Raw genomic sequence first — 22,707 nt, 5'->3', positions numbered from 1 at the left:
ATAACAAATTTAGCATCCAGCAATCGACACCGCTGCTGCGGTCGACTGCCAACCGCTGCATCGAATTCAAGCAACGTCAGCAACAACGCGAACGCCTTCGGCTGCGCGACTCATAGGACTCCCCATGCACCCACGCCTACCCGTCACCCTACTCTCCGGCTTCCTCGGCGCCGGCAAGAGCACGCTGCTCAATCACATCCTGCGCAACCGCGAGCGGCTGCGTGTGGCCGTCATCGTCAACGACATGAGTGAAATCAACATCGACGCCAGTGAGGTTCAGCGCGACGTCAGCCTGAACCGCGCCGAGGAACGCCTGGTGGAAATGAGCAATGGCTGCATTTGCTGCACCCTGCGCGAAGACTTGCTGGAGGAAGTCAGTCGCCTGGCCCGCGAAGGGCGCTTCGACTATCTGCTGATCGAATCCACCGGTATCTCGGAACCGCTACCCGTGGCCGAAACCTTCACCTTCCGCGACGAGCAGGGCCGGAGTCTGTCCGACCTGGCACGGCTCGACACCCTGGTCACAGTGGTAGACGGCGTGAACTTCCTGCGGGATTACCAGGCAGGCGAGAGCCTGGCCAGCCGGGGGGAAACCCTGGGCGAGGACGACCAGCGCAGCATCAGCGAACTGCTGATCGAACAAGTGGAATTCGCCGATGTGCTGCTCATCAGCAAGATCGACCTGATCTCAAGCGCGGAGCGGGAAGAGCTGACCTCCATCCTGCGCCGCCTCAACCCCGACGCCGAGGTGCTGCCCATGGTGCTGGGGCAGGTGGAGCTGAAGCGCATCCTCGACACCGGCTGTTTCGACTTCGAGCGCGCGGCCCGGGCACCGGGCTGGCTCAAGGAACTGCGCGGCGAGCACCCGCCGGAAACCGAGGCATACGGCATCGCCTCGACGGTCTACCGGGCCCGGCGCCCGTTCCATCCCCAACGCTTCTTCGACTTGCTCGACGGAGAGTGGAGCAATGGCCGTCTGCTGCGCTCCAAGGGGTTCTTCTGGCTGGCCAGCCGCTATCGGGAAGCCGGCAACTGGTCCCAGGCAGGAGGGTTGATGCGTCATGGCCTGGCTGGCCGCTGGTGGCGTTTCGTGCCCCGCGAGCACTGGCCCCAGGACGAAGAGGACCAGCAGGCGGTGATGCAGCACTGGAGCACGGAGGTGGGTGACTGCCGTCAGGAACTGGTGTTCATCGGCCAGGGTATCGACTTCGACCGTCTGCGGGAGGCGCTGGATGCCTGCCTGCTGGACGACGACGAAATGGCCATGGGGCCAGAGGGCTGGGCCATGTTGTCCGATCCCTTCGGGCCCTGGGCGGAGGAGGAGGGCGCCTGATGGAGACCCTGGAAGGCGTCTGTCCTTACTCCCACTTCCCCTGGCTCTGGCCTTCGCAGAAGGGCTTCAGGTAGCGCGCGTCGCTGGCGACACCGTAGTAATGAAGATCCTGACGGTAGGGCTGGTTGCTGACCTTGGCGTTGCGGCACACGCCAAACGCGCCGGTGGGGCACTTATCCACATAGGTCACTTCGACCTTCTGGCCCTTCATCTCCGGCTTGCAGAACCCGTCATGGAAGAGTTGCGAGGGGATGCTACGGTTTTCCTGGCAGAGCTTCACATCCAGTCCTTCGCCCTGGCTGTGGATAACGCAGGCATCGGCGCGAGCGTCAACGGACAGCAACAGCAGCAGGGGCAGCAACCAGATACGCATGGGAGGTCTTCCAGGTCATGAAGGACGCGACTCTAGCACGGGGCTTTGCAGGCCGCCCGTGAAGCAGCACCCTATCCCGATGCTTACTCATATCCCTACCCATGTCATCGCCGGACCCCTGGGCGCCGGCAAGACCAGCCTGATCCGCCAGCTGCTGGCGCAGCGGCCTGCCCACGAACGCTGGGCGGTACTGATCAACGAGTTCGGCCAGATCGGCCTGGACGCCGCGCTACTGACGAGCGATGACGACGGCATCGCCCTGGCGGAGGTGGCAGGCGGCTGCGTCTGCTGCGTCAACGGTGCCCCCTTCCAGGTGGGCCTGGCTCGGCTACTGCGCAAGGCCCGGCCGGACCGGCTACTGATTGAACCCTCCGGACTCGGACATCCCGTCGAGCTACTGCGACAGCTACGCGAACCCCCTTGGGAGGGCGTCCTGGCGCTACAGCCGAGCGTGATGGTGCTGGACGCGGCGGCGCTGGCTACGGGCCAGCTACTGCCAGACAGCCAGCAAGAGGCACTTTTGGGTGCTGGCCTTGTGCTACTAAACAAGGCCGAAAACCTGGATTCGGCCACCTGTGAACAACTTTCCCTGAAACTGCCTGCTGTGCCTCGGCTGTGGACGACGCAAGGAAGGCTAGACATCGAGCAGCTTCCAGGCATCCATGCACAACGTGGAAAAGCTGTTGGTATCGATGAGTTACCAACAGGTGTGGGTAAATCTCCCGTTCTGTGGACGAATCCCGCCGAACCGATCTGCCAGATCCAGGGCAGCGCCGACGGCTGGAGCATTGGTTGGCGGTGGCATCCGAGCCAGAAATTCGAGCTGACGCGCCTGCAACTCTGGCTCTCCAGCCTGCCTTGGCGTCGGGCCAAGCTGGTGCTCCAGACCAACGCCGGCTGGCTCTCCGGCAATGCCCTGGACGGCGCGCCGATCCACTGGCAGGCCAGCGAATGGCGCAAGGATTCGCGTCTGGAACTGATCTTCGCCGGGCCTCAGGATGAGGCGGCGCTCAAGGCGGGAATGGAGGCGTGCAGGCTGGGTTAGCGGCGCAGATACCGCTTCTCTTGTAGGAGCGAATTCATTCGCGAAGGGCCCTGCAAATCGCAGGATGGGTCGCGCGCGTTCTGCGAGCTCGCGAATCAGTTCTGTCCGCATGGGTATCGCTCCGCTCTACCCCATCCTACGGCGGCCAGCTTCGCCACGCCCTGTGAGCTCAGCGGGACCTTCGTAGGATGGTGTAGAGCGAAGCGAAACCCATCAGATCGATGCGTTTTACCTTCCCCACCAACGAAAACGGGCCCCGAAGGGCCCGTCTGGCAACGATCCAGGCTCAGCGCCCGGTCATTCGTGGTTCATCCGCGAATGGGTGCGGGTGTCCTTCATGAACACGTACACCAGCAGCGAGCAGGCGATGCAGGCGGTGACGTACCAGTAGAAGCCGCTTTCCATGCCGATGCTCTTGAACCACAGCGCCACGTACTCGGCGGTGCCGCCGAAGATGGACACGGTCAGCGCGTAGGGCAGGCCCACCCCCAGGGCGCGGATTTCGGTGGGAAAGAGTTCGGCCTTCACCACGGCGTTGATCGAGGTGTAGCCGCTGACGATGATCAGCGCCGCCATGATCAGGAAGAACGCGCCCCACCAGGTTTCGATGCTGTGCAGGGTGCTGAGGATCGGGTAGGTGAACAGGGTGCCCAGCACGCCGAAGGCGATCAGGATCGGACGGCGGCCGATCTTGTCGGAAAGCCCGCCGACGATGGGCTGCAGCAGCATGAACAGGAACAGCGTGGCGGCCGAGATCATGGTCGAGTCGTCCTTGCTCATGCCCACGGTGTTCACCAGGTACTTCTGCATGTACGTGGTGTAGGTGTAGAAGGCCAGGGTGCCGCCCATGGTCAGGCCGACCACGGTCAGCACTTCCTTGGGGTGACGCATCAGGGTGCGCAGCAGGCTTTCCTTCGGCTTCTCCTTCGTCTTGGTGAAGGAGTCGGTTTCCTCCATGCCGCGCCGCAGGAACATGGCCACCACCGCACACAGGGCGCCGATGAAGAACGGTACGCGCCAGCCCCAGCTTTCCAACTGCTCGGCACTCAGGGTCTGCTGGAGGACGATCAGCACCGCCAGGGCGACGAGCTGGCCGGAGATCAGGGTCACGTACTGGAAGCTGGAGAAGAAGCCGCGCTGCTCCTTGGTGGCCATTTCCGAGAGGTAGGTCGCCGAGGTGCCGTATTCACCGCCGACCGAGAGCCCCTGCAGCAGGCGTGCGACCACCAGGAGGATGGGCGCGGCGACGCCGATGGTTTCGTAGCTGGGGGTCAGGGCGATGATCAGCGAGCCGAAGCACATCAGCAGGACGGAGGCCAGCAGGGCGGCCTTGCGGCCCTTGCGGTCGGCGTAGATGCCCATCAGCCAGCCGCCGATGGGGCGCATCAGGAAGCCTACGGCGAAGATGGCGGCGGTATTGAGCAATTGGGCGGTCGTGTCGCCCTGGGGGAAGAAGGCCTTGGCGAAGTAGAGCGAGAAGGCGGCGTATACGTACCAGTCGTACCACTCCACCAGGTTGCCCACCGAGCCGCTGAAAATGGACTTGATGCGCTGGGATGTCGTGCGGGGTGTTGCAGAGGCAGTCAGGGTGCTGGAGCTATCCATCATGTTTCCTCGACGCTTAGTTGTTGTTGTGGGCGCTGGCCGTGGCCGCGCTTGGGCATCTGGCTCATAGCAGGAGCTGTGCCAGCGGAGGAAAGGTGCGGAATAGAAGGGTTTCAGCGGGAATCGACGGCGATCATGCGCGGAATCCTGCCGACGCCGGGAGGGCGATGAGCAAGATTCCGCCGATGCGTGGCGCTTCCGTAGGTTGGGTGCCGAGCCCGCAAGGCCCCACGAGGAATCGATGCCGGGATCGTTGGGTTTCGCTCAGCGCCAACCTACGACAGCGTTTGCGCCGTCAATCATCCTCGCCCGGCAGGAACTCACTGCGTGCCAGGCCGTGGCGGACCATCTTCTCGTTGAGGGTGCGGCGGGGCAGGCTCAGCAGGTCCATCACCGCCTTGATGTCCCCTTGGCAGCGCGCCAGGGCCTGACGCAGGCATTGGGCCTCGTAAGCCTCCATCAGCTCGGCCAGGGACGGCTCGCCCTCGACACGTTCCGCCTGGCCTGTGGATAACCCCAGGACATGGCGTTCGGCGGCATTGGCCAGTTCGCGGACGTTCCCCGGCCAGCCGTGGGCCAGTAACTGCGCCAGTTCCGCCGGGGTCAGGGTGGGCTGCGGCCGGCCCAGGCGCTCGCTGGCCAGGCGGGCGAAGTGTTCGAACAGCAGGGGAATGTCCTCACGCCGCTCGCGCAAGGCCGGCAATTGCAGTTCAGCGACGTTGAGGCGGTAGAGCAGGTCCTCGCGGAAGCGGCCGGCGCGCACTTCCTCCCGCAGGTCCGGCTTGGTGGCGGCCACCACACGGATATCCACAGCGATGCTCTGGTTCGAGCCCAGCCGCTCCAGGCGCTGCTCCTGCAATACCCGCAGCAGCTTCACCTGCTGGGCCAGGGGCATGCTCTCGATCTCGTCGAGGAACAGGGTGCCGCCGTGGGCGTGTTCGATCTTGCCGATGCGCTTGCCCTGGGCGCCGGTGAAGGCGCCGCTCTCGTGGCCGAACAGTTCACTCTCGAAGAGGTTTTCCGGGATCGCCGCACAGTTCAGTGCCACGAAGGGTTTGCCGGCGCGGGGGCCGAAATCATGCAGGCAGCGGGCGACCATCTCTTTGCCCGCGCCGGTCTCCCCGCGCAGCAAGATATTCACAGGGGTGCCCGCCAGTTCCAGCACCTGGCGGCGCAACTGCAGCATGGGCCGGGACACGCCGAGCAGGCGGCCGTCGAGCTGGTCCTTGAACGCCGCCTGGATGCGCAGGCGACGGTTCTCCTGCACCAGCCGGCGCTTCTCCAGGGCGCGGCGCAGGCTGTCCAGCAGGCGCTCGGCGGTAAAGGGCTTCTCGATGAAGTCGTAGGCACCGAGGCGCATGGCCTCCACTGCCTGGGGCACGTCGCCATGGCCGGTGACCATCAGGAACGGCAGCTCGCGGTCCAGGGCCTGCACGGCCTGGAGCAGGGCCATGCCATCCATGCCCGGCATGCGCAGGTCGCTGACGACGACACCCGGGAAATCCGCCCCGAGACGCTTCAGGCAGTCTTGCGCGCTGGATTCCACCTGCACCTCGAAGCCGGAAAGCTCCAGCCACTCGCGCACGGCTTCGCGGATGGCCGCTTCGTCGTCGACGAAGATCACCTGGGCTGTCATGGCATTTCCTCTCTGACTTTATCCACAGGCAGACGCAGGCTGAACACCGCGCCGTCGGCCTGGTTGGCGGCGTTCAGGGTGCCGCCGAGTTCGTGGACGATGGCGTAGGACACCGCCAGTCCGATACCCAGGCCGGCACCCGCCGGCTTGGTGGTGAAGAAGGGGTCGAAGACCCGGGGCAGGTCTTCTTCGGCGATGCCGCCGCCATTGTCGGCGACCTGCAGCAACCAGCTGTCGGCATCCCGTTGCACGGTTATCCACAATCTCGGTTCGGGCTTGCCGGCCACCGCATCCAGGGCATTGCGAAGCAGATTGACCAGCACCTGCTCCAGGCGGATGGCGTCCCCCGAAATCCACGCCGGGACGTTCAGCTCCTGGCTGATCTCCACCTTCGCATCGCGCAGATTAGGGGCCAGCAGCTGCAGGGACTTATCCACAACGCTTCCCAGCTCCAGGCACTCACGCAGGCCGCCCGGTGTCTTGCGCGCGTAGGTCTTCAGGTGGCCGGTCAGGGCGGCCATGCGTTGCAGCAACTCGTCGTGCCGGGTCAACGCCTTGCGCGCCTGCTCCAGGTGGCCGTTGTCGAGCATCAGGCGCAGGCTGGCGAGATGCATCTGCAGGGCGGTCAGGGGCTGGTTGATCTCATGGGCCAGCGCAGCGGACATCTGACCCAGGGCAGCCAGCTTGGCGGCCTGGATCAATCCGTCCTGGGCGGTGCGCAGGGCGGCGGTGCGTTGCTCCACCAGTTGCTCCAGCTCCTCGCGACTGCGTTGGCGAATGCGCGCGAGGCGCCAGCGCTGGTGCAGGAAGAGGGCGAGGAAGAACAGCGCCAACCAGGCGCCGCCGGCCGCCAGGCTGGCATTGCGGGCGCTGCTGGCGGCGTCCTGCGGGGTGCGCAGCAGATGCAGGGTCCAGCCTTCGCTGGGCAGCGGCAGACTTTCCCACAGGTAGTCGGCCTGGCCGGCCGGCCCATCGACCCGTGCCAATCGGCTGCCGTCGCCAAAGTCCGCCAGGGTGTTGTGGATAAGTGGGGCCAGGGGCTGCTTGTCGTACTGGCGGGTGGTGCTCATCTCGGCGCGGCCTTCGGCGGGGATCGCCTGCAACTCGCGATAGCGCCAGCCCGGCTGGTTGGCGATGAACACCACGCCACGGGCGTCGCTGACCAGGATGATGTCCGCACTCTGGCTCCATTCCTGTTCCAGCTCGGGGAACTCCAGCTTCACCACCATGGCGCCGACGAACTCGTCCTGTTCACCGCGCACCGCGCTGGCGAGGAAGTAACCGGGGATGCCGCTGATCACCCCCACCGCGTAGAAGCGGCCGCTGCCGTGGGCGCGGGTTTCGTTGAAGTAGGGACGGAAGCCGTAGTTGTGGCCGACGTAGCTGGTGGGGGAGCGCCAGTTGCTGGCGGCTACGGCGAGGCCGTCGCGGTTCAGCAGTTCCAGGGTCGTGGAACCGGCGGCGCGGTTCATTTGCTCCAGCTTGAGGTTGAGCTGGTGCTGCTGGTTGTTATCCACAGGCCCCTGGAGAATCCTGCGCACCTCCGGGTCCAGGGCGAGCACGGCGGGGAGGGCGCGGAAGCGGTCGATCAGCGTGCGCAGGCTGCCGGCGTAGAGGGTCAGCTGCCCGCGGGCCTGCTCGCCTTCATCCCGCAGGGCCTGGTGTTCGGCCTGGCGTCCGGCCAGGTGCATCGCCAGGAACAGGCCGGCGAGCAGCAGCAGGATCAGCAGGGCGATGCGCAAGGGGCGGGAGATCAAGGTGTGATGTCCTTGGAGTGCAGGCGCCGACGATAGCATGGCTGGCCCTGCCCCCTGCTTTTGGGCGGTATCAGCGGATACACTGCCGCCCAGTCAATTCGAGGCACGTTCGATGCAATTGCTCCCCTGGTCCCACTCGACTTCGGCCGGATTCACCCTGCGCGGCTGGCACAGCCAGCCCTCCGGCAAGCCGCTTCTGCACTTCCTCCATGGCAATGGCTTCTGCGGTCGTACCTACACGCCCCTGCTGCAGGCGCTGGCTCAGGATTTCGACCTTTGGCTGTGCGATATCCAGGGGCACGGCGACAGTGACCATGGCGGCCGCTTCCTCGGCTGGAACCGCAACGCCGAGCTGGCGGTGGAAGCCTTCGAGGCGGGGCGAGGGCCGTTCGGCGAGGTGCCGCGCATGGCGGTGGGGCACAGCTTCGGCGGGGTGCTCACCAGCCTGATCCTGGCTCGCCATCCCCAGTTGTTCAGCCGCGCCGTGCTGCTCGATCCGGTCATCTTCACCCCGGCCATGATCGGTGTGATGGCGTTTTCCGAGGTCCTCGGGCTGCATCGCCGCACCACCATGGCCAGCCGCGCGCGGGCTCGGCGCAGTCATTGGGCCGACCGCGAGGCGGCGTGGAACGGGTTGCATGGCCGCGGCACCTTCAAGGGGTGGACCGAGGACGCGCTGCGGGGCTATGTGGACCATGCACTCAAGGCTGTGGATAACGGCGTCGAGCTCAAGTGCCGGCCGAGCCGCGAGGCGGAGATCTTCAGTTCTTTCCCGAAGCGTCTGTGGCCGTCCCTGGGACGCATCGTCACCCCGACCCTGATCTTCCATGGCCAGAACAGTTACCCCTTCGTGGCGAAGGCGGTGGCGCGTCTGACCGCGCTCAATGGCCATATCAGCGCCCAGGTGGTGGAAGGCGGCCACTGCTTCATGCAGGAGCATCCCCAGGTCAGTGCCGAACGCACGGCCGAGTTTCTGCTGCGCTCGGCATGAGCGACCCGCGGCGGGCATCCTTCCGGCACCGGTCCATGGGGCAGGCAGGCGAAGAAGACTGGCAGGGGGTTATCCACAGATTGGAATGGCTAAAGGAGCAAGGCAGATGAAATGGATGTTGGCGGGCCTCCTGGCCCTGGCGAGTGGTTGGGCGGCAGCCGCGCAGTGGCAGGAAAGCCCGGAGGTGGCGCAGCTGTTCCAGCAGCAGGGTCTCAAGGGCACCTTCGTGCTTTACGATCCGCAGCGGGAAACCCTGGTTGGCCATGATCGGGTCCGCGCCGAGCGGCGTTATCTCCCGGCCTCCACCTTCAAGCTGGCCAACAGCCTGATTGGTTTATCCACAGGCGCGGTGTCCAGCGTGGACGAAGTGCTGCCCTACGGTGGCAAGCCCCAGCCGATCAAGGCCTGGGAGAAGAACATGGGCCTGCGCGAGGCCATACGCATCTCCAATGTCCCGATCTATCAGGAGCTGGCGCGGCGCATCGGCTTGCCGCGCATGGCCGAGGCGGTGCGCCGGCTTGACTACGGCAATGCCGAGGTCGGCAAGGTTGTGGATATCTTCTGGCTACGGGGGCCGCTGAAGATCAGTGCCCTGGAGCAGGCCCGCTTCGTTGCCGGCCTGGCCAAGGGGCGCCTGCCGTTCCCGGCCGACGCCCAGGCAAAGGTGCGGGAAATCGCCCTGCTGGAGCAGGGCCCGGACTGGGCCCTCTACGGCAAGACCGGCTGGGCCACGCGCGAGGAACCGCCGATAGGCTGGTGGGTCGGTTGGGTGGAAAAGCAGGGCGAAATCCAGGCGTTTGCCCTGAATATCGACATGACGGGTGAAGCGGACCTGCCCAAGCGCGTGGAACTGGGCAAGGCGGCGTTGAGGCAGTTGGGGGTGATTCGCTGAGGGCTGTGGATCAATCCACGCGGCGCTGTTCGTCCGGCTTGGGGTGGTTACGCCGCCACTCGCTCATGTGGATAACTTTGCCGTCCAGATGAGGCTCGGCCTGGAAGGGGTGGGCTTCCAGGTCGATACGGCCGAGGTGGTTGCCGAACATCTGCAGGCTGCCGGTCAGACGCTGTTCGCCGGTGACGGTGAACTCGAAGTCGTAGATGCGCGCCAGCCGGCGGTTGCCCTTGCCGTCGCGCACCAACGCCAGGCGGCGGAAGGCGACATTGCCATCCAGCAATTCCACATCGAGTCGCGCGCAATGCTGCTTGGCCAGCACCAGGGCGCGCTCGCGCACGCCGTGGCCGCGCCACAGCCAGGCTGCGCCGGTGGCGAACAACATCAGCAGGAAAACGTCAGCCAGGCTCAGCATGTTGACTCCAGAGACATAGCTTCAAGCTTAAACCATCCGGCATGGTTTCAGAGGGCCAGTTCGATACGGTTTCGTCCACCTTAGCGCCCGAGGCTGTCTCGCTGCCGAGCGGCGAGAAAAACGGTGCATCCGGCCTGCGGCCTTCTGTCCCAGCGACTAGGCTTCTGCCCGAGCAGGCGCTTGGCTAGCATAGGCGCCCCCAACCGACCGGCATGGAACCGTCCCTTTGACCTACCGCAGAACACGACAGCGCGGCGCCTGGCTTGGCCTTCTGGCCATGCTGCTGCTGTTCGTTGGCCCGGTGGTGTCCCAGGTACAGAGCCTCGGCCAGGCCGGCGAAGTGCCGCCGTGGATGGGTGAGCTGGCCTGCTCCGGCAGTGACCACGGTCCGTCTAGCCACGAGCCGGCCATGCCGGCCCATGAAATGTCCTGGGCCAAGTGCGGCTACTGCACCCTGCTGTTCAACTCGCCAGCCCTTGGCTCTACCGCACTCCACGGCCTGACCCTGGCCGATTCCGGCAATCCGCCGCTGGTGCCCGCGCCCCAGGCCGGTCACGCCACCCAGGCGGTGTTTCCCGGTGCCCTGACCCGCGCTCCTCCCGTCGCGCTTTCCTGATCCTCGCAACCCTCTTTTCCGCGTTCCGCACGCGCCGGCCCTTTCCGGCGCAATTGCGCGCGGGCCACTGGTTCATCAGGGAGCACGACAATGTCGAAGCACACTGTCTCCTTTTACAACCTGGCGTGGCGCTGGCATTTCTATGCCGGGCTGTTCGTCATCCCGTTCATGATCATGCTGGCGGTCACCGGCAGCATCTACCTGTTCAAACCTCAGCTGGACAACCTGCTCTACAGCGACCTGATGCAGGTTCGCGCCGACGGCCAGCCCCTCAGCGCCGACCAGCAGCTGGAGAAGGTGCGCCAGGCTTATCCACAAGCCACCGTCAGCCAGTACCTGCCTCCCGTGGACGCCGAGCACAGCGCCCAGTTCGTGGTGAGCCTGGACGGGCGCAAGACCAACCTCTTCCTCGACCCGTACAGCGGCCGCGTGCTGGGCACCCAGGATGCCGAGCGCAATCTGCAGGCGATCTCCCGCTCCCTGCACGGGACCTTGCTGATCGGCAGCGTTGGCGATCGGCTGATCGAACTGGCCGCCGGCTGGGCCATCGTCCTGGTGGTGTCCGGGCTCTACCTCTGGTGGCCCCGGGGCCAGGTGATGCGAGGTGTGTTCTGGCCGCGCCTGGCCAGTCGCGGGCGCCTGTTCTGGCGTGACCTGCATGCCGTGACCGGTTTCTGGGGCTCGCTGGTGCTGCTGTTCATGCTGCTCACCGGGATGACCTGGACGGGCTTCTGGGGCGAGCAATTCGCCGACGTCTGGAACCGTTTCCCGGCCGCCATGTGGAATGAAGTACCCCAGTCCGACCAGCAGGCCCGCAGCCTCAACACCGCCACCGACCAGACCGTCGCCTGGGCTGTGGAAAACACGCCGATGCCGGCCTCCGATCCCCATGCCGCCCACAAGGGCCATGCGGCGTCGGGCGTCGCTGGCGGCGCCGGACAGGTGGGCCTGCAGCAGGTGGTGGACACCGCGCGTGAACGCGGTGTGGTGCCGGGTTACAGCATCACCCTGCCGGCGGATGCCACCGGTGTGTTCAGCATCGCGGTGTTCGCTGACGATCCGCGCAACGACGCGACGCTGCACCTGGACCAATACAGCGGCAAGGTGCTGGCCGATATCCGCTGGCAGGATTACGGCCTGGTGGCCAAGAGCGTGGAAATGGGCGTGGTGCTGCACGAAGGCAAGTTCTTCGGCCTGGCCAACCAGTTGCTGATGTTCGCGGTCTGCCTGCTGATCCTCCTCAGTTCGGTGAGCGGCCTGGTGATGTGGTGGAAGCGCCGCCCGCAGGGCCGCCTTGGCGTGCCGCCGCTGCGCCATGACCTGCCGTTGTGGAAAACCGCGGTGGTGATCATGATCGGCCTCGGCATCGCCTTTCCGCTGGTGGGCCTGTCCCTGCTGGCGGTCTGGGCGCTGGACTGGCTGGTGCTGTCGCGCATCGGCGGCGGCAAGGTCGTGACCGGCTAAGCCGGCGATGCGGACGCGGCTTAGTGGTCGCGTCCGCAATGGAAAGCAATCGGCGCCTGCCGAGGTGGGCGCAAACATTCGATCAAATGGAGTTCCAACATGCGCAAGACTTTGCTGGCCCTGGGAGCCCTGCTGAGCGTTTCCGGCAACCTCTACGCCCATGACTACACCCTGGGGTCGCTGCATATCGAGCATCCCTGGGCGATGGCCGTACCGGCGGTTTCGCCCAACGGCGCCGCTTACCTGGTTATCCACAACATGGGCGCACAGGCGGACAAACTGCTCGGCGCCGATACGGCGCGTGCCGGCAAGACCGAGATCCACGAGCACCTGCACAAAGACGGCCTGATGAAGATGCAGCAAGTCCAGGGCGGCCTGGATATCCCCGCTGGCGGCGAAGTCCGTCTGGAGCAGGGGGGCTACCACTTCATGATGTTCGGCCTGAAGCAGCCGCTGAACGACGGCGACAAGTTCCCCATGACCCTGCACTTCCAGAAGGCGGGTGACCTGGACGTGGAAATCCACGTGCAGAAGGAAGCGCCGCCCGGCGCGGCCGAGCATCAGCACTGATCCCAAGGGCACAAGCCCGTTCTTCGGCGAGAACTGGTTGAAAAATGACCCGTTCTCGCCAGGCCACGCCAGCCGTGGGCTGGCGGCGTGATTCCACACTTTATCCACAGTTGGCTGCACAGATTCTGTGTGCAGCCAACGGCATAAGTCATTGAAACCGCTGGAAAAATGCTCAATTGCCGGCAGGCCGCGCCGTGCCTGGCTCAGGGCCATTCATGGACACGTTGTCCACAGGGCCATCCACGTAATCTGGGCACAAGACTGAATAATTGTTCACGGCCTTGTGGATATTCGGGCTTGAGAGGTGGCTGTTGGGCCGGGACATGCCGGCTGAAAGGCTGTTCCGGGGCCCGAGACGATGCTGCGTTCAGCGCCAGCCCGCACCGAAGAGAAGGGTTGTGCACAGCAGGAGCGAGGCTGATCAATTCGTGATCAGTTTGCCGCAGGCCCCGCTATCCCTGGGCTACAGCCATGGCTGAACAGGTTATGCACAGAGGCCTGCACAGATAATGTGTGCAATGCACAGGCTAACTTATTGAATCAGAACGAAAAACGTACAAAACCCTGCATTCCTCGGCTGGCGCGGCACGCAGCGGTCGAACTACAGCTTATCCACAGCGGCATCCACTGTATTTGGGCAAAAAGCCCGCCGCCCTGTGTATGAATTGCGCCATGCGGCGTGTTCCGCAGGATCAGGATGACGCTGGCTTGCCGCCTGGGCTCGGATTCGCAAATGAATTTGCCCCCATACGGCCGAAGCAGGCTGGGGGTTATGCACAATGTCGAAAGCAGCAGGGGGCAGCGAGCAGAAAATGATCAGGTTGCTGTAGGCAGCGCCAACCGGGGCCTCCAGCATTGGCCGCACAGAATATCCACAGAGGGCTACACAGATTTTGTGAGCAAGGGATAAGTTATACCTATGATTTTGCTCGAAAAATATCCGATCAGTGGAAAGCTGCGCCCAGCCTGGCCTCTGAGCACCCATCGACAACTTATACACAGGATCATCCACGGAAATCGTGGGAAAAGGCCTTTCAGCGAGCGCTGGCCGGAAATCGGCAAAGCCGCGCCACGTCTGGAGTCCAGCGCGACGGCTAAATTGGTCAGGAAATGATCAGATGCTTGAAAGGCCCGGCTGGCGCGGGCTGCAGCGGTATCCAAACAGTTTATCCACAGCCTGCTGCACAGCATCTGTGAGCAGTGCACAACCCAAGTGTTTGAAAACGTTCAGAAAACCGCCAGGCTCCGGGGAGGCCCGCGCTACGTGGGGCCTGGCGCTTGGTCTACACGTTATCCACAGCCTCTTCCACTGATTTTGGGGAAGAAGGTGGAAAAACGAGGGCTCAGCTGCCCTCGCGCATTTCCTGGTAGCGCGCTTCCAGCTCCTGGCGGATCTGGCGGCGCTGCTTGGCCTGGGCGAAGCGGCGCTTCTCGTCGGCCGTGTGTGGCTGCAGGGGCGGTACCTGGGCGGGGCGGCGCTCGTCGTCCAGGGCGACCATGGTGAAGAAGCAGCTGTTGGTATGGCGGACCGAGCGCTCGCGGATGTTCTCGGTCACCACCTTGATGCCCACCTCCATGGAGGTGTTGCCGGTGTAGTTCACCGAGGCGAGGAAGGTCACCAGCTCGCCCACGTGGATGGGTTCGCGGAAGATCACCTGGTCCACCGAGAGGGTCACCACGTAGCGGCCGGCATAGCGGCTGGCGCAGGCATAGGCGACTTCGTCCAGGTATTTGAGCAGGGTGCCGCCGTGGACATTGCCGGAGAAGTTGGCCATGTCCGGGGTCATGAGGACGGTCATCGACAGTTGTGCGGTTCCGGGTTCCATGGTGGCCTCGTCGTTCTGGGGTCTGTCAGGGGTAGACGCGGGCGGGCGCCGGGGCGCCACAGGGCGAGTCTCGTGCGTAATCATGACCGGCTTGTGGATAAGCGGGTTCAGGGCACCGCGGCGGCCGGCTGGGGACAGGCCGGCACCTGTTCCGCCAGGTCACTGGGGCCGCAGGCCAGGCCGTGCTCGCGACGGAGCTGGACCAGTTCGTCGGCGTGCTCGGCCAGGAAGCGGTCGAGGGCTTCCAGCAGTTCCGGGTGCTTCAGGCTGCTGGCGTGGAAGGCGGTTCGGACCAGGGGCAGGGCAGGGTCCAGCAGCAGGCGGTCGCCGCCGAGGTCGGTATTCGCCTCCAGATAGTGGTGCAGCACTTCCGGGTTCGCATAGATCGCGTCGATCCGCAGACGCAGCAGCATCCGCACCAGGCTGCCGACGTCGCTGGCTTCCACCAGTTGAACCTGGCCGCCCTGCAGCCGTTCCTGCCAGGCCTCGGGGGTGAAGCCGCGCACCGTGCCGAGACGGCGCACCGCGTCGACGCCGCGGCCAAGGTGTTCGCGCAGCACCACGCTGCCGTCGACGATGCGGATCACCGGCTGGCTGTAGTGCATGCGCACGTCACCCTTGAGCTGGCGCGACCACTCGGGGTTGTCGGGGAACACCAGCATCAGGCGGTCGGTGGTCTGCAGGTTGCGGTGCAGGCGGTTGATCGGCAGGGCTTCGAGCTCCAGGCTCATGCCCTGGCTGCTGGCGAAGCGCTGCAGCAGGGCGATGGCATAGCCTTCGGCGGGCTGGCCGGGCAGGGCGCGGTAGTAGGGCAGGTAATCCTGGCTCTCCAGACCCACGCGAAGCGGTTCCGCTTGGCAGACGCCAAGAGCCAGGAACAGCAGCGCGAGGATCGCTCCCTTCATCGGCGGGCCTGAAAGTCGTGGGACGTTGCCAATGAGCCTAGCAGCTGGGCGATGGACGCCGTGGGCGGCGCGTGGTCGATCGCCGCCTCCGTCGTCCCGACCCCGTCAGGCATGGGTCAGGTACCAGCGCCAGTCCTGTTCGCCGACTTCGCTGACGAACTGGCGGAATTCTTCCCACTTGATCGCCAGGAAGATCTTCAGGAAGTCCTCGCCCAGGGCGTCCCGGGCCCAGGTCGACTGTTCCAGGTTGCGCAGCGCAGTCAGCCAGTCGGTGGGCAGGGTTTCGCGGGCCTGCTCGTAGCCGTTGCCGACGATGGGCTCGCCCGGGTCGATCTGCTCGCGGATGCCCTTGTGGATACCGGCGAGAATCGCCGCCGCCGCCAGGTAGGGGTTGGCGTCGGCGCCGCAGATGCGGTGTTCGACGTGGCGGCTCTTGGCCGGCCCGCCGGGCACGCGGAAGGACACGGTGCGGTTGTTCACGCCCCAGCTCTTGGCCAGCGGCGCGTAGCTGTTGGCCTGGAAGCGGCGGTAGGAGTTGGCGTTGGGGCAGAAGATCGCCAGGGCGTCGTTCAGGGTGGCCATCATGCCGCCGATGGCGTGGCGCAGCAGCGGGGTGCCGTGGGGGTCTTCGCTGGCCATCAGGTTGTTGCCCTGCTCATCGGCCAGGCTGACGTGCATGTGCAGGCCGCTGCCGGCCAGGTCGCCGAAGGGTTTGGCCATGAAGCAGGCGATCAGCCCATGCTTGTTGGCCACGCCCTTGACCAGGCGCTTGTAGCGGATGCCTTCGTCCACGGCGCGCAGGGCGTCGAAGCGGTGCTCCAGGGTCAGCTCCAGCTGGCCGGGGGCGTACTCGGAAATGGCGGTGCGCACCGGCAGGCCCTGGGCTTCGCAGGCGGCATAGAGGTCATCGAGGAAGGGCTGGAGTTGCTCCAGTTCGTAGACTCCGTAGACCTGGGGCGCTTGCGGGCGCACGCCGTTCATCTGCAGCGCCGGTTGCGGACGGCCGTTGGCGTCGCGGTTCTTGTCCAGCAGGTAGAACTCCAGCTCCACCGCCATCACCGGGTGGTAGCCGTCGGCCTTGAGCTGGTCGATGGCGCGGGCCAGCACATGGCGCGGGTCGCCGGGGGTGGCCGGCAGGCCCTGGGTCGGGTGCATGCTCACCTGCACCTGGCCGGTGGGTGTGGCGCGCCAGGGTTGCAGCGACAGGGAGCCGGGGACCGGATAGGTCCAGCAGTCGGCGTCGGCCACTTCCCAGACCAGGCCACTGGCTTCGACGTCCTCGCCCTGGATGGTCAGGGAGAGGATGGAGCTGGGCAGCGGGCGGCCGTGCTCGAAGATCGGCAGCAACTCGTCGCGATGCAGCAGCTTGCCGCGCGGAATGCCGTTGGCGTCGATCAGCATCAGCTCGATGCTGCGCACTTCGGGGTGTTGTTCGAGGAAGTCGCGGGCTTCCTGGGGATTGGCGAATTGCATGATGGTGGACCTGTATGTGTCGGGCATCGATGGGTATCGCTTCGCTCCACCCATCCTACGAATCTACGAAATGAAAGACCTCAGAGGCGCGCGCCGGGGATGGCCAGCAGGTTGGTGATGGCTTCGTCCAGGGTGGCGATCAGTTGGTCCACATCCGCCGTGGTGGTGGCCGGGCAGCACAGGGTCATGTTGTGGAAGGGCGTGATCAGGATGCCGCGGTTGATCAGGTAGAGGTGCAGGGCCATTTGCAGCTCGTCGTGGAAGGCGGCCTCGGCTTCGGCGCCGGTGCGCGGCGAGACGGGGCAGAACTGGAATTCGCTGCGGGCGCCCAGTTCGGTCACCGACCATTTCAGGTCGTGCTTGGCGATCAGGCTGCGGAAGCCGTCGGCCAGGCGCTTGGCCAGGGGCAGCATGTGGTCGTAGGCGGCCTGGTTCATCACCTGTTCCAGGTTGGCGCGCATGCAGTGCATGGCCAGGGCGTTGGCCGAGAGGGTGGTGCCCATGCCGCTGTGGCCGTGGCCATGGCTGTCTTCCTGGGCTTTCTTGCGCGAGGCGAGCATCTGCTCGGCCATGTCCGCGCTGCAGCCGAAGATGCCGCAGGGCACGCCACCGGCAATGGGCTTGCCGACCACGAAGAAGTCCGGGTCGAGATTCCACAGCTGGGTGCAGCCGCCGATGTTGGTGGAGATGGTGTGGGTCTCGTCGATGATCAGCAGGCTGCCGTACTTGCGGGTCAGCTCGCGGCATTTCTGCATGAAGCCCGGATCGGGCAGGACCATGCCGATATTGGTCATCGCCGGCTCGCAGAGCAGGGCGCAGACGTCGCCCTGGGCCAGCGCGGCTTCCAGCGCCTCGACATCGTTGAAGGGAATCGAGCGGCTGTACTGGGTGAGGTCGTAGGCCTGGCCCACCAGGCCGGAGCGGTGCACGGTCTCGCCGTCGCGGTAGCGCACCATCACGTCGTCCACGGTGCCGTGGTAGCAGCCGTCGAACACCAGCAGAGTCTTGCGCCCGGTGATGGCGCGGGCCCAGCGCAGCACGTAGCGGTTGGAGTCGGTGGCGGTGGCGGTCACCTGCCAGAAGGGCAGGCCGAAGCGCTCGGCCAGCAGTTCGCCGCAGACCACGGCGTCCTCACCCGGAAGCATGGTGGTCAGGCCGTTGTTGGCCTGCTCGGCGATGGCGCGGGCGATGGGGTCCGGCGAGTGGCCGAACATGGTGCCGGTGTCGCCCAGGCAGAAGTCGATGTACTCGTGGCCGTCCACGTCATAGAAGCGGGCGCCCTTGGCGCGCTCGACGAACAGCGGGCAGGGCGTGGACCAGTCGGCCATCCAGTGCATCGGCACGCCGGCGTAGAGGGACTTGTGCGCGCGTTCGGCGAGAGCGACGGATTTCGGGTTGCGCTCGAGGAACCGGGCGCGTTCGCGGGCAGCGAACGTTTCCACGGCGGCTTGGCTGATACCACTGGCAGTCATGTTGAACACCTCGTTCGAATTTCTGCACATCCTGTTTTGTGATCACAATTCTGTCAAGACTTGCGAAAACAGGCCATGAAATTTAACGTGAATCCGTATTTGTGATCACAGGGCCGAATGAAGGGCCAGTTGGATTCCCACCATTGGCATGGGATTCGATCTCTGTGGCACTCCGTATCTGCCGAATGTCCAGCGGAAACGCGGGTGACCGCCGCGATACACTTCGCTGCCGCCCGGCCCTTTGGAATGCAGGTGTCGGCACGGCCATCAACCCAAGACTAGAAGGCGACCAAAATCATGCGTAACTGCAGCCTGACCCTGAACCAACTGCCGGCGCCACCGGCCCTTGCAGGGTGATATGCCATGGCCGAGAACCTGCAGGAACAACTTTACCAACGACTACGCGAAGGCCTGCTGGCAGGCCAGTTCAAACCCGGCGAGCGCTTGAAGATTCGCGATCTCGCCGCCGCCTGGGGCACCAGTCCGATGCCCGTGCGCGCCGCCTTGCAGCGCCTGGTGGCCGAAGGCGCCCTGGAGGGTGAGCCACAGCGCTCGGTGCGCGTGCCGCCCATGACCCGCGAACGCTTCAAGCAGATCTTCCAGGTGCGCATGGCGCTGGAAGGCATGGCCGTGGAAGCGGCGGCGGGCCAGCTCACGGGCGAGGAACTGGAGACCCTGCGGGGCTGCACGGAGCGCATGGACGTCGCCATCGAACGGCGCGACGTGCAGGGCTATCTGACCGATAACAGCCGGTTCCACCGGGTGCTCTACGGCGCCTGCGGCAACCCGGTCCTGCTGCGTACCATCGAATCCCTCTGGCTGCAGGTCGGCCCCTTCTTCAATCGCCTGTTCACCGAGGCGGACCTGTCGTTGCGCCTCAACGATTTCCACGAAGACGCCTTCGAAGCGCTGCTGGCCGGCGATGGCGAGGCCGCGCGCGCTGCCATCGAGCAGGATCTCTCGTTCTTCTTCCAGGTGCTCCTCAACCTCCTGGAGCTGGATTTCGCCCAGGTCCGCAGCGGCTGATCCTTCACCTCCCGGGAGCGAGCCGACCTCGCTCCCGCTACTCCCCTGACGCAAGTGTTACCGCGTGTTGCTCCAGCCTGGCGCGTAGGAGTGCGGTGATAACCTGCGAAAGTTCCTATCTTCAACTTCCTCAATTCCTACATGGCCCCGCAGGAGCCAAGCGAGAAGCCCGCGCGCGGGCCCGCTGTGCCGCGCATTGCAGAAACAGGAGTCCGCCGCCATGCATGCCATAGCCTTCATTCAGGACCTCGCCGTGATCATGCTGGTCGCGGGCATGGTGACCATCCTTTTCCACCGCTTCAAACAGCCGGTGGTGTTGGGCTACATCGTCGCCGGCTTCATCATCGGACCGCACACGCCGCCTTTCGAACTGATCCACGACGAAGAAACGATCAAGACCCTGGCCGAGCTGGGGGTGATCTTTCTGATGTTCTGTCTGGGGCTGGAGTTCAGCCTGGCGAAGCTGTTCCGGGTGGGGGCCACGGCGTTCATCGCCGCCTTCCTGGAAATCGTGCTGATGATCTGGATCGGTTACCAGATCGGCAGCTATTTCGGCTGGAGCACCATGGATTCGCTGTTCCTCGGCGCGATTCTGGCCATTTCGTCCACCACCATCATCGTCAAGGCGCTCAGCGACCTGAAGATGAAGAACGAGCGCTTTGCCCAACTGATCTTCGGCGTGCTGATCGTCGAAGACATCCTCGGCATCGGCATCATCGCGCTACTGTCCGGCATCGCGGTGAGCGGCACGGTGGAAACCGGCGACGTGTTCGCCACTGTCGGCAAGCTCAGCCTGTTCATGATCGTTGCCCTGGTCATCGGCATCCTGCTGGTGCCGCGCCTGCTGGCCTATGTGGCGAAGTTCGAAAGCAACGAGATGCTGCTGGTGACGGTGCTGGGCCTGTGCTTCGGCTTCTGCCTGCTGGTGGTGAAGCTGGAATACAGCATGGTCCTGGGGGCCTTCCTGATCGGCGCGATCATGGCCGAGTCGCGCCAGCTGGCGCAGATCGAGCGCCTGGTGGAGCCGATGCGGGACATGTTCAGCGCCATCTTCTTCGTCGCCATCGGCCTGCTGATCGACCCCAAGGTGCTGGTGGAATACGCCTGGCCCATCGTGGTCATCACCCTCGCGGTGGTGCTCGGCAAGATGCTCTCCTGCGGCCTCGGCGCCTTCATCGCCGGCAATGACGGCCGCACCTCGCTGCGGGTGGGCATGGGCCTTTCGCAGATCGGCGAGTTCTCCTTCATCATCGCCGCGCTGGGCATCACCCTGCAGGTCACCAGCGACTTCCTCTATCCGGTGGCGGTGGCCGTGTCTGCCATCACCACCCTGCTGACGCCTTACCTGATCCGCGCCGCCGATCCGTTGTCCATCAAGCTGGCGCAGGTGATGCCGGGGCCGCTGGCGCGGGTCTTTGGTCTATACGGCGAATGGCTACGGAGCATTCAGCCGCAGGGTCAGAGCGCGGTGCTGGCGGGGATGATCCGCAAGATCCTGCTGCAGGTGCTGGTGAACCTGGCGCTGGTGGTGGCCATCTTCCTCGGCAGCGCCTATTTCGCCGGCACCCTGGCCGAGTACCTGAGTGACTGGGTGGCGTCGCCCAACCAGCAGAAGGCGCTGATCTGGGGTGGCGCGCTATTGCTGTCGCTGCCGTTCCTGATCGCCGCCTACCGCAAGCTCAAGGCGCTTTCCATGCTGCTGGCGGAGATGGGCGTGAGCGCGGACAAGGCCGGGCGCCACACGGAGCGGGTGCGCAAGGTGATCGCAGAGGTGATTCCGCTGCTCTCGCTGCTGGGCATCCTGCTGCTGCTGATGGCGCTCTCGGCGAGCATCCTGCCGACCCTGGAGCTGCTGGTACTGATAGCGCTGGTGGCGGCGGCCGTCAGTGCGCTGCTCTGGCGCTGGCTGATCCGGGTGCATTCCCGGATGCAGATCGCCCTGATGGAGACCCTGGAGCAGAACCAGGACAACCATCACCGCTGAGCGGCGACGCGAGACGCACGACGTAGGGTGCGCTGCGCGCACCGCCTGCGGAACCGGCTCTGCGCGCTGTTAGATCGCTGGTGCGCATGGCGCACCCTACCGGACAACGACGTTGTTCAATGGGGTTCAGCTGGCCAGCCAGACGTCCCGCGCCCAGTGCCACACGGAATCCCAGCTCTCGTCGGTGAGTTCCTGCTCGTCGCCGTCCCACAGCAGGACTTCGCCCTCGCCGTCGACCACGTAGTAGTCGCGGCCGTCCTGGCAGAGCGGCACCAGATCGCGGGGCACGCCCAGGTCCCAGGCGACGGCGGCCACTTCCGGCAGGTAGGTGTGGGACTGCGGGTCGGTGGCCGTCACCGGCTCCAGGCGGCCATACACCACGTCGCTGACTTTGAGCAGGAATTCGCGCAGCTCGAAGGGCAGGTTGATCAGCAACTGCTCCTCGATTTCCACCAGCAGCTCCTCGTCCGGCAGCTCCAGCGGAACCGGCACCGGCTCGTTGAGTTCGCGCAGTTGTTCGATGACTTCTTCCACGGCGGCAGGCCCTCATGCATTGGGATGCGCTTTATACAGTAGCCAGATCGAGCGGCAAATCGGGGCTCGATCTTCCGAGCGGCTCGGCCGGTCCGGCGGGGACAATCATTCGCCCGGATCCATCGTCCTCACCCGCACGCAGCTTCGTCGCGCTTAGGCCTCAGGCTGCTTTAGGAGGTCCGGCTCAGCACCAAGTGTTTCAGCCCGGTCAGGGCTGGGGTGGCTAAACTTTGAGCACCGATAGGGCTGCCCGCGGCAGTCCCAACCCTGGTTATCCACAGGAGGTGCATCATGCGAATGGCCGCAACCCTGAAGAGCAGCCTGGAGCGTACCCACACCCCATTCGACCTGGTGCCGCATCCGCACTCGGCCACTAGCCTGGAATCGGCCCGGGTGGCCAACGTGCCGGCGGAGCGCCTGGCCAAGACCGTGATCCTCGACGACCGCCAAGGCCACTTCCTCATGGCGGTGGTGCCCGCCAGCCGGCACCTCGACGTGGGCAAGGTGCGCAAGGATTCCAAGGCCTGGCAGCTCACCAGCGAAGCCACCCTGGCCGGCCTGTTCAAGGACTGCGAACTCGGTGCCGTGCCGGCGCTGGGCGAGTCGTACGGAATGAACATGGTGCTGGACCCGCAACTGACCCGGCAACGCGACATCTACCTGGAGGCCGGTGACCACGAGAGCCTGGTGCACATGCGCATGGATGATTATCTGAAGCTGGTGCCGCATGCCGAAGTCTGCGAGCTCTGCCATTAATGATTGGCTGCGCGTCGGAATAACTGCGTTGAAA

Annotated in this window: 20 protein-coding genes; 10 read left to right on the top strand and 10 right to left on the bottom strand. The window is 65.0% G+C overall.

Annotated elements, in window-relative coordinates:
* The first annotated feature begins 124 nt into the window (after nucleotides 1-124).
* On the top strand, nucleotides 125-1,333 hold the full coding sequence (gene zigA, locus TQ98_RS26525) for a zinc metallochaperone GTPase ZigA (RefSeq protein WP_044873317.1): 1,209 nt from the start codon (nucleotides 125-127) through the stop codon (nucleotides 1,331-1,333).
* 25 nt (nucleotides 1,334-1,358) lie between these two features.
* On the opposite strand, the gene TQ98_RS26520 is transcribed toward zigA, so the two are convergent.
* Nucleotides 1,359-1,706, bottom strand: coding sequence for a hypothetical protein (locus TQ98_RS26520; RefSeq protein WP_044873316.1), 348 nt, complete (start codon nucleotides 1,704-1,706; stop codon nucleotides 1,359-1,361).
* 79 nt (nucleotides 1,707-1,785) lie between these two features.
* Here TQ98_RS26520 and TQ98_RS26515 point away from each other — a divergent pair, with 79 nt between their 5' ends.
* The gene (locus TQ98_RS26515) at nucleotides 1,786-2,751 is read left to right on the top strand and encodes a CobW family GTP-binding protein (protein ID WP_044873465.1); all 966 of its coding nucleotides are present in this window, start codon (nucleotides 1,786-1,788) and stop codon (nucleotides 2,749-2,751) included.
* A 297-nt stretch (nucleotides 2,752-3,048) separates the two neighbouring features.
* Here the strand turns inward: TQ98_RS26515 and TQ98_RS26510 are convergent, their stop codons facing one another.
* The 3 genes from TQ98_RS26510 to TQ98_RS26500 form a co-directional block, all read right to left on the bottom strand.
* Nucleotides 3,049-4,356 (bottom strand): MFS transporter, encoded by a 1,308-nt coding sequence (locus tag TQ98_RS26510; protein ID WP_044873315.1) that lies wholly within the window; start codon nucleotides 4,354-4,356, stop codon nucleotides 3,049-3,051.
* Nucleotides 4,357-4,651: 295 nt separating this feature from the next.
* Nucleotides 4,652-5,992 carry a sigma-54 dependent transcriptional regulator gene (locus TQ98_RS26505; protein WP_044873314.1) on the bottom strand — a complete coding sequence of 447 codons (1,341 nt, stop codon included), beginning with the start codon at nucleotides 5,990-5,992 and terminating at the stop codon, nucleotides 4,652-4,654.
* Nucleotides 5,989-7,788: an ATP-binding protein gene (locus TQ98_RS26500; RefSeq protein ID WP_044873313.1), complete on the bottom strand. Its 1,800-nt coding sequence runs from the start codon at nucleotides 7,786-7,788 to the stop codon at nucleotides 5,989-5,991. The genes TQ98_RS26505 and TQ98_RS26500 overlap by 4 nt, the downstream gene beginning before the upstream one ends.
* Nucleotides 7,789-7,861: 73 nt before the next feature.
* On the opposite strand from TQ98_RS26500, the gene TQ98_RS26495 reads away from it, so the two are divergent.
* Together TQ98_RS26495 and blaOXA are read left to right on the top strand one after the other, a co-directional pair.
* The gene (locus TQ98_RS26495; RefSeq protein ID WP_044873312.1) at nucleotides 7,862-8,740 is read left to right on the top strand and encodes an alpha/beta hydrolase; all 879 of its coding nucleotides are present in this window, start codon (nucleotides 7,862-7,864) and stop codon (nucleotides 8,738-8,740) included.
* A gap of 106 nt (nucleotides 8,741-8,846) precedes the next feature.
* Nucleotides 8,847-9,632 (top strand): class D beta-lactamase, encoded by a 786-nt coding sequence (gene blaOXA, locus TQ98_RS26490; RefSeq protein WP_044873311.1) that lies wholly within the window; start codon nucleotides 8,847-8,849, stop codon nucleotides 9,630-9,632.
* A 10-nt stretch (nucleotides 9,633-9,642) separates the two neighbouring features.
* On the opposite strand, the gene TQ98_RS26485 is transcribed toward blaOXA, so the two are convergent.
* Nucleotides 9,643-10,047, bottom strand: a complete 405-nt coding sequence (locus TQ98_RS26485; RefSeq protein ID WP_044873310.1) for a DUF3301 domain-containing protein — start codon at nucleotides 10,045-10,047, stop codon at nucleotides 9,643-9,645.
* Between the two features lie 226 nt (nucleotides 10,048-10,273).
* Between TQ98_RS26485 and TQ98_RS26480 the strand changes: the two genes are divergently transcribed.
* From TQ98_RS26480 to TQ98_RS26470, 3 genes are all read left to right on the top strand, one after another.
* Nucleotides 10,274-10,663 carry a DUF2946 domain-containing protein gene (locus TQ98_RS26480; RefSeq protein WP_103103107.1) on the top strand — a complete coding sequence of 130 codons (390 nt, stop codon included), beginning with the start codon at nucleotides 10,274-10,276 and terminating at the stop codon, nucleotides 10,661-10,663.
* Nucleotides 10,664-10,753: 90 nt separating this feature from the next.
* Nucleotides 10,754-12,127, top strand: a complete 1,374-nt coding sequence (locus TQ98_RS26475) for a PepSY domain-containing protein (RefSeq protein ID WP_044873309.1) — start codon at nucleotides 10,754-10,756, stop codon at nucleotides 12,125-12,127.
* A 99-nt stretch (nucleotides 12,128-12,226) separates the two neighbouring features.
* On the top strand, nucleotides 12,227-12,697 hold the full coding sequence (locus TQ98_RS26470) for a copper chaperone PCu(A)C (protein WP_044873308.1): 471 nt from the start codon (nucleotides 12,227-12,229) through the stop codon (nucleotides 12,695-12,697).
* A 1,343-nt stretch (nucleotides 12,698-14,040) separates the two neighbouring features.
* Here the strand turns inward: TQ98_RS26470 and TQ98_RS26465 are convergent.
* The 4 genes from TQ98_RS26465 to TQ98_RS26450 all read right to left on the bottom strand — a co-directional run bounded on the left by TQ98_RS26465 (nucleotide 14,041) and on the right by TQ98_RS26450 (nucleotide 18,373).
* A complete protein-coding gene (locus TQ98_RS26465; protein WP_044873307.1) occupies nucleotides 14,041-14,523 on the bottom strand; it encodes an acyl-CoA thioesterase in 483 nt (160 codons plus the stop codon).
* 107 nt (nucleotides 14,524-14,630) lie between these two features.
* Nucleotides 14,631-15,428, bottom strand: a complete 798-nt coding sequence (locus TQ98_RS26460) for a transporter substrate-binding domain-containing protein (protein ID WP_044873306.1) — start codon at nucleotides 15,426-15,428, stop codon at nucleotides 14,631-14,633.
* Between the two features lie 105 nt (nucleotides 15,429-15,533).
* A complete protein-coding gene (locus TQ98_RS26455; protein WP_044873305.1) occupies nucleotides 15,534-16,901 on the bottom strand; it encodes a glutamine synthetase family protein in 1,368 nt (455 codons plus the stop codon).
* A gap of 80 nt (nucleotides 16,902-16,981) precedes the next feature.
* The gene (locus TQ98_RS26450) at nucleotides 16,982-18,373 is read right to left on the bottom strand and encodes an aspartate aminotransferase family protein (RefSeq protein WP_103103106.1); all 1,392 of its coding nucleotides are present in this window, start codon (nucleotides 18,371-18,373) and stop codon (nucleotides 16,982-16,984) included.
* Nucleotides 18,374-18,736: 363 nt separating this feature from the next.
* Here TQ98_RS26450 and TQ98_RS26445 point away from each other — a divergent pair, with 363 nt between their 5' ends.
* Complete coding sequence (locus TQ98_RS26445; protein ID WP_044873302.1) at nucleotides 18,737-19,399, top strand: GntR family transcriptional regulator; 663 nt, start codon at nucleotides 18,737-18,739, stop codon at nucleotides 19,397-19,399.
* A gap of 220 nt (nucleotides 19,400-19,619) precedes the next feature.
* Nucleotides 19,620-21,383: a cation:proton antiporter gene (locus TQ98_RS26440; RefSeq protein ID WP_044873301.1), complete on the top strand. Its 1,764-nt coding sequence runs from the start codon at nucleotides 19,620-19,622 to the stop codon at nucleotides 21,381-21,383.
* A gap of 126 nt (nucleotides 21,384-21,509) precedes the next feature.
* On the opposite strand, the gene TQ98_RS26435 is transcribed toward TQ98_RS26440, so the two are convergent.
* Entirely contained in the window at nucleotides 21,510-21,917 is a 408-nt protein-coding gene (locus TQ98_RS26435; protein WP_044873300.1) for an SMI1/KNR4 family protein, read from the bottom strand.
* 291 nt (nucleotides 21,918-22,208) lie between these two features.
* Between TQ98_RS26435 and TQ98_RS26430 the strand changes: the two genes are divergently transcribed.
* Nucleotides 22,209-22,673, top strand: a complete 465-nt coding sequence (locus TQ98_RS26430) for a YbaK/EbsC family protein (RefSeq protein WP_044873299.1) — start codon at nucleotides 22,209-22,211, stop codon at nucleotides 22,671-22,673.
* Nucleotides 22,674-22,707: the final 34 nt, after the last annotated feature.

The sequence above is a fragment of the Pseudomonas sp. LFM046 genome (genome assembly GCF_000949385.2).
In the GTDB taxonomy this organism is placed as follows: Bacteria; Pseudomonadota; Gammaproteobacteria; order Pseudomonadales; family Pseudomonadaceae; genus Metapseudomonas.
This window is presented reverse-complemented; position numbering and strand designations above follow the sequence as displayed.

What these genes read in the sequence shown, in the direction of transcription:
- zigA (WP_044873317.1), top strand. Translation starts at nt 125, where the DNA reads ATGCACCCACGCCTACCCGTCACCCTACTCTCCGGCTTCCTCGGCGCC.
- TQ98_RS26520 (WP_044873316.1), bottom strand. Translation starts at nt 1,706, where the DNA reads ATGCGTATCTGGTTGCTGCCCCTGCTGCTGTTGCTGTCCGTTGACGCT.
- TQ98_RS26515 (WP_044873465.1), top strand. Translation starts at nt 1,786, where the DNA reads ATGCTTACTCATATCCCTACCCATGTCATCGCCGGACCCCTGGGCGCC.
- TQ98_RS26510 (WP_044873315.1), bottom strand. Translation starts at nt 4,356, where the DNA reads ATGGATAGCTCCAGCACCCTGACTGCCTCTGCAACACCCCGCACGACA.
- TQ98_RS26505 (WP_044873314.1), bottom strand. Translation starts at nt 5,992, where the DNA reads ATGACAGCCCAGGTGATCTTCGTCGACGACGAAGCGGCCATCCGCGAA.
- TQ98_RS26500 (WP_044873313.1), bottom strand. Translation starts at nt 7,788, where the DNA reads ATGCTATCGTCGGCGCCTGCACTCCAAGGACATCACACCTTGATCTCC.
- TQ98_RS26495 (WP_044873312.1), top strand. Translation starts at nt 7,862, where the DNA reads ATGCAATTGCTCCCCTGGTCCCACTCGACTTCGGCCGGATTCACCCTG.
- blaOXA (WP_044873311.1), top strand. Translation starts at nt 8,847, where the DNA reads ATGAAATGGATGTTGGCGGGCCTCCTGGCCCTGGCGAGTGGTTGGGCG.
- TQ98_RS26485 (WP_044873310.1), bottom strand. Translation starts at nt 10,047, where the DNA reads ATGCTGAGCCTGGCTGACGTTTTCCTGCTGATGTTGTTCGCCACCGGC.
- TQ98_RS26475 (WP_044873309.1), top strand. Translation starts at nt 10,754, where the DNA reads ATGTCGAAGCACACTGTCTCCTTTTACAACCTGGCGTGGCGCTGGCAT.
- TQ98_RS26470 (WP_044873308.1), top strand. Translation starts at nt 12,227, where the DNA reads ATGCGCAAGACTTTGCTGGCCCTGGGAGCCCTGCTGAGCGTTTCCGGC.
- TQ98_RS26465 (WP_044873307.1), bottom strand. Translation starts at nt 14,523, where the DNA reads ATGGAACCCGGAACCGCACAACTGTCGATGACCGTCCTCATGACCCCG.
- TQ98_RS26460 (WP_044873306.1), bottom strand. Translation starts at nt 15,428, where the DNA reads ATGAAGGGAGCGATCCTCGCGCTGCTGTTCCTGGCTCTTGGCGTCTGC.
- TQ98_RS26455 (WP_044873305.1), bottom strand. Translation starts at nt 16,901, where the DNA reads ATGCAATTCGCCAATCCCCAGGAAGCCCGCGACTTCCTCGAACAACAC.
- TQ98_RS26450 (WP_103103106.1), bottom strand. Translation starts at nt 18,373, where the DNA reads ATGACTGCCAGTGGTATCAGCCAAGCCGCCGTGGAAACGTTCGCTGCC.
- TQ98_RS26445 (WP_044873302.1), top strand. Translation starts at nt 18,737, where the DNA reads ATGGCCGAGAACCTGCAGGAACAACTTTACCAACGACTACGCGAAGGC.
- TQ98_RS26440 (WP_044873301.1), top strand. Translation starts at nt 19,620, where the DNA reads ATGCATGCCATAGCCTTCATTCAGGACCTCGCCGTGATCATGCTGGTC.
- TQ98_RS26430 (WP_044873299.1), top strand. Translation starts at nt 22,209, where the DNA reads ATGCGAATGGCCGCAACCCTGAAGAGCAGCCTGGAGCGTACCCACACC.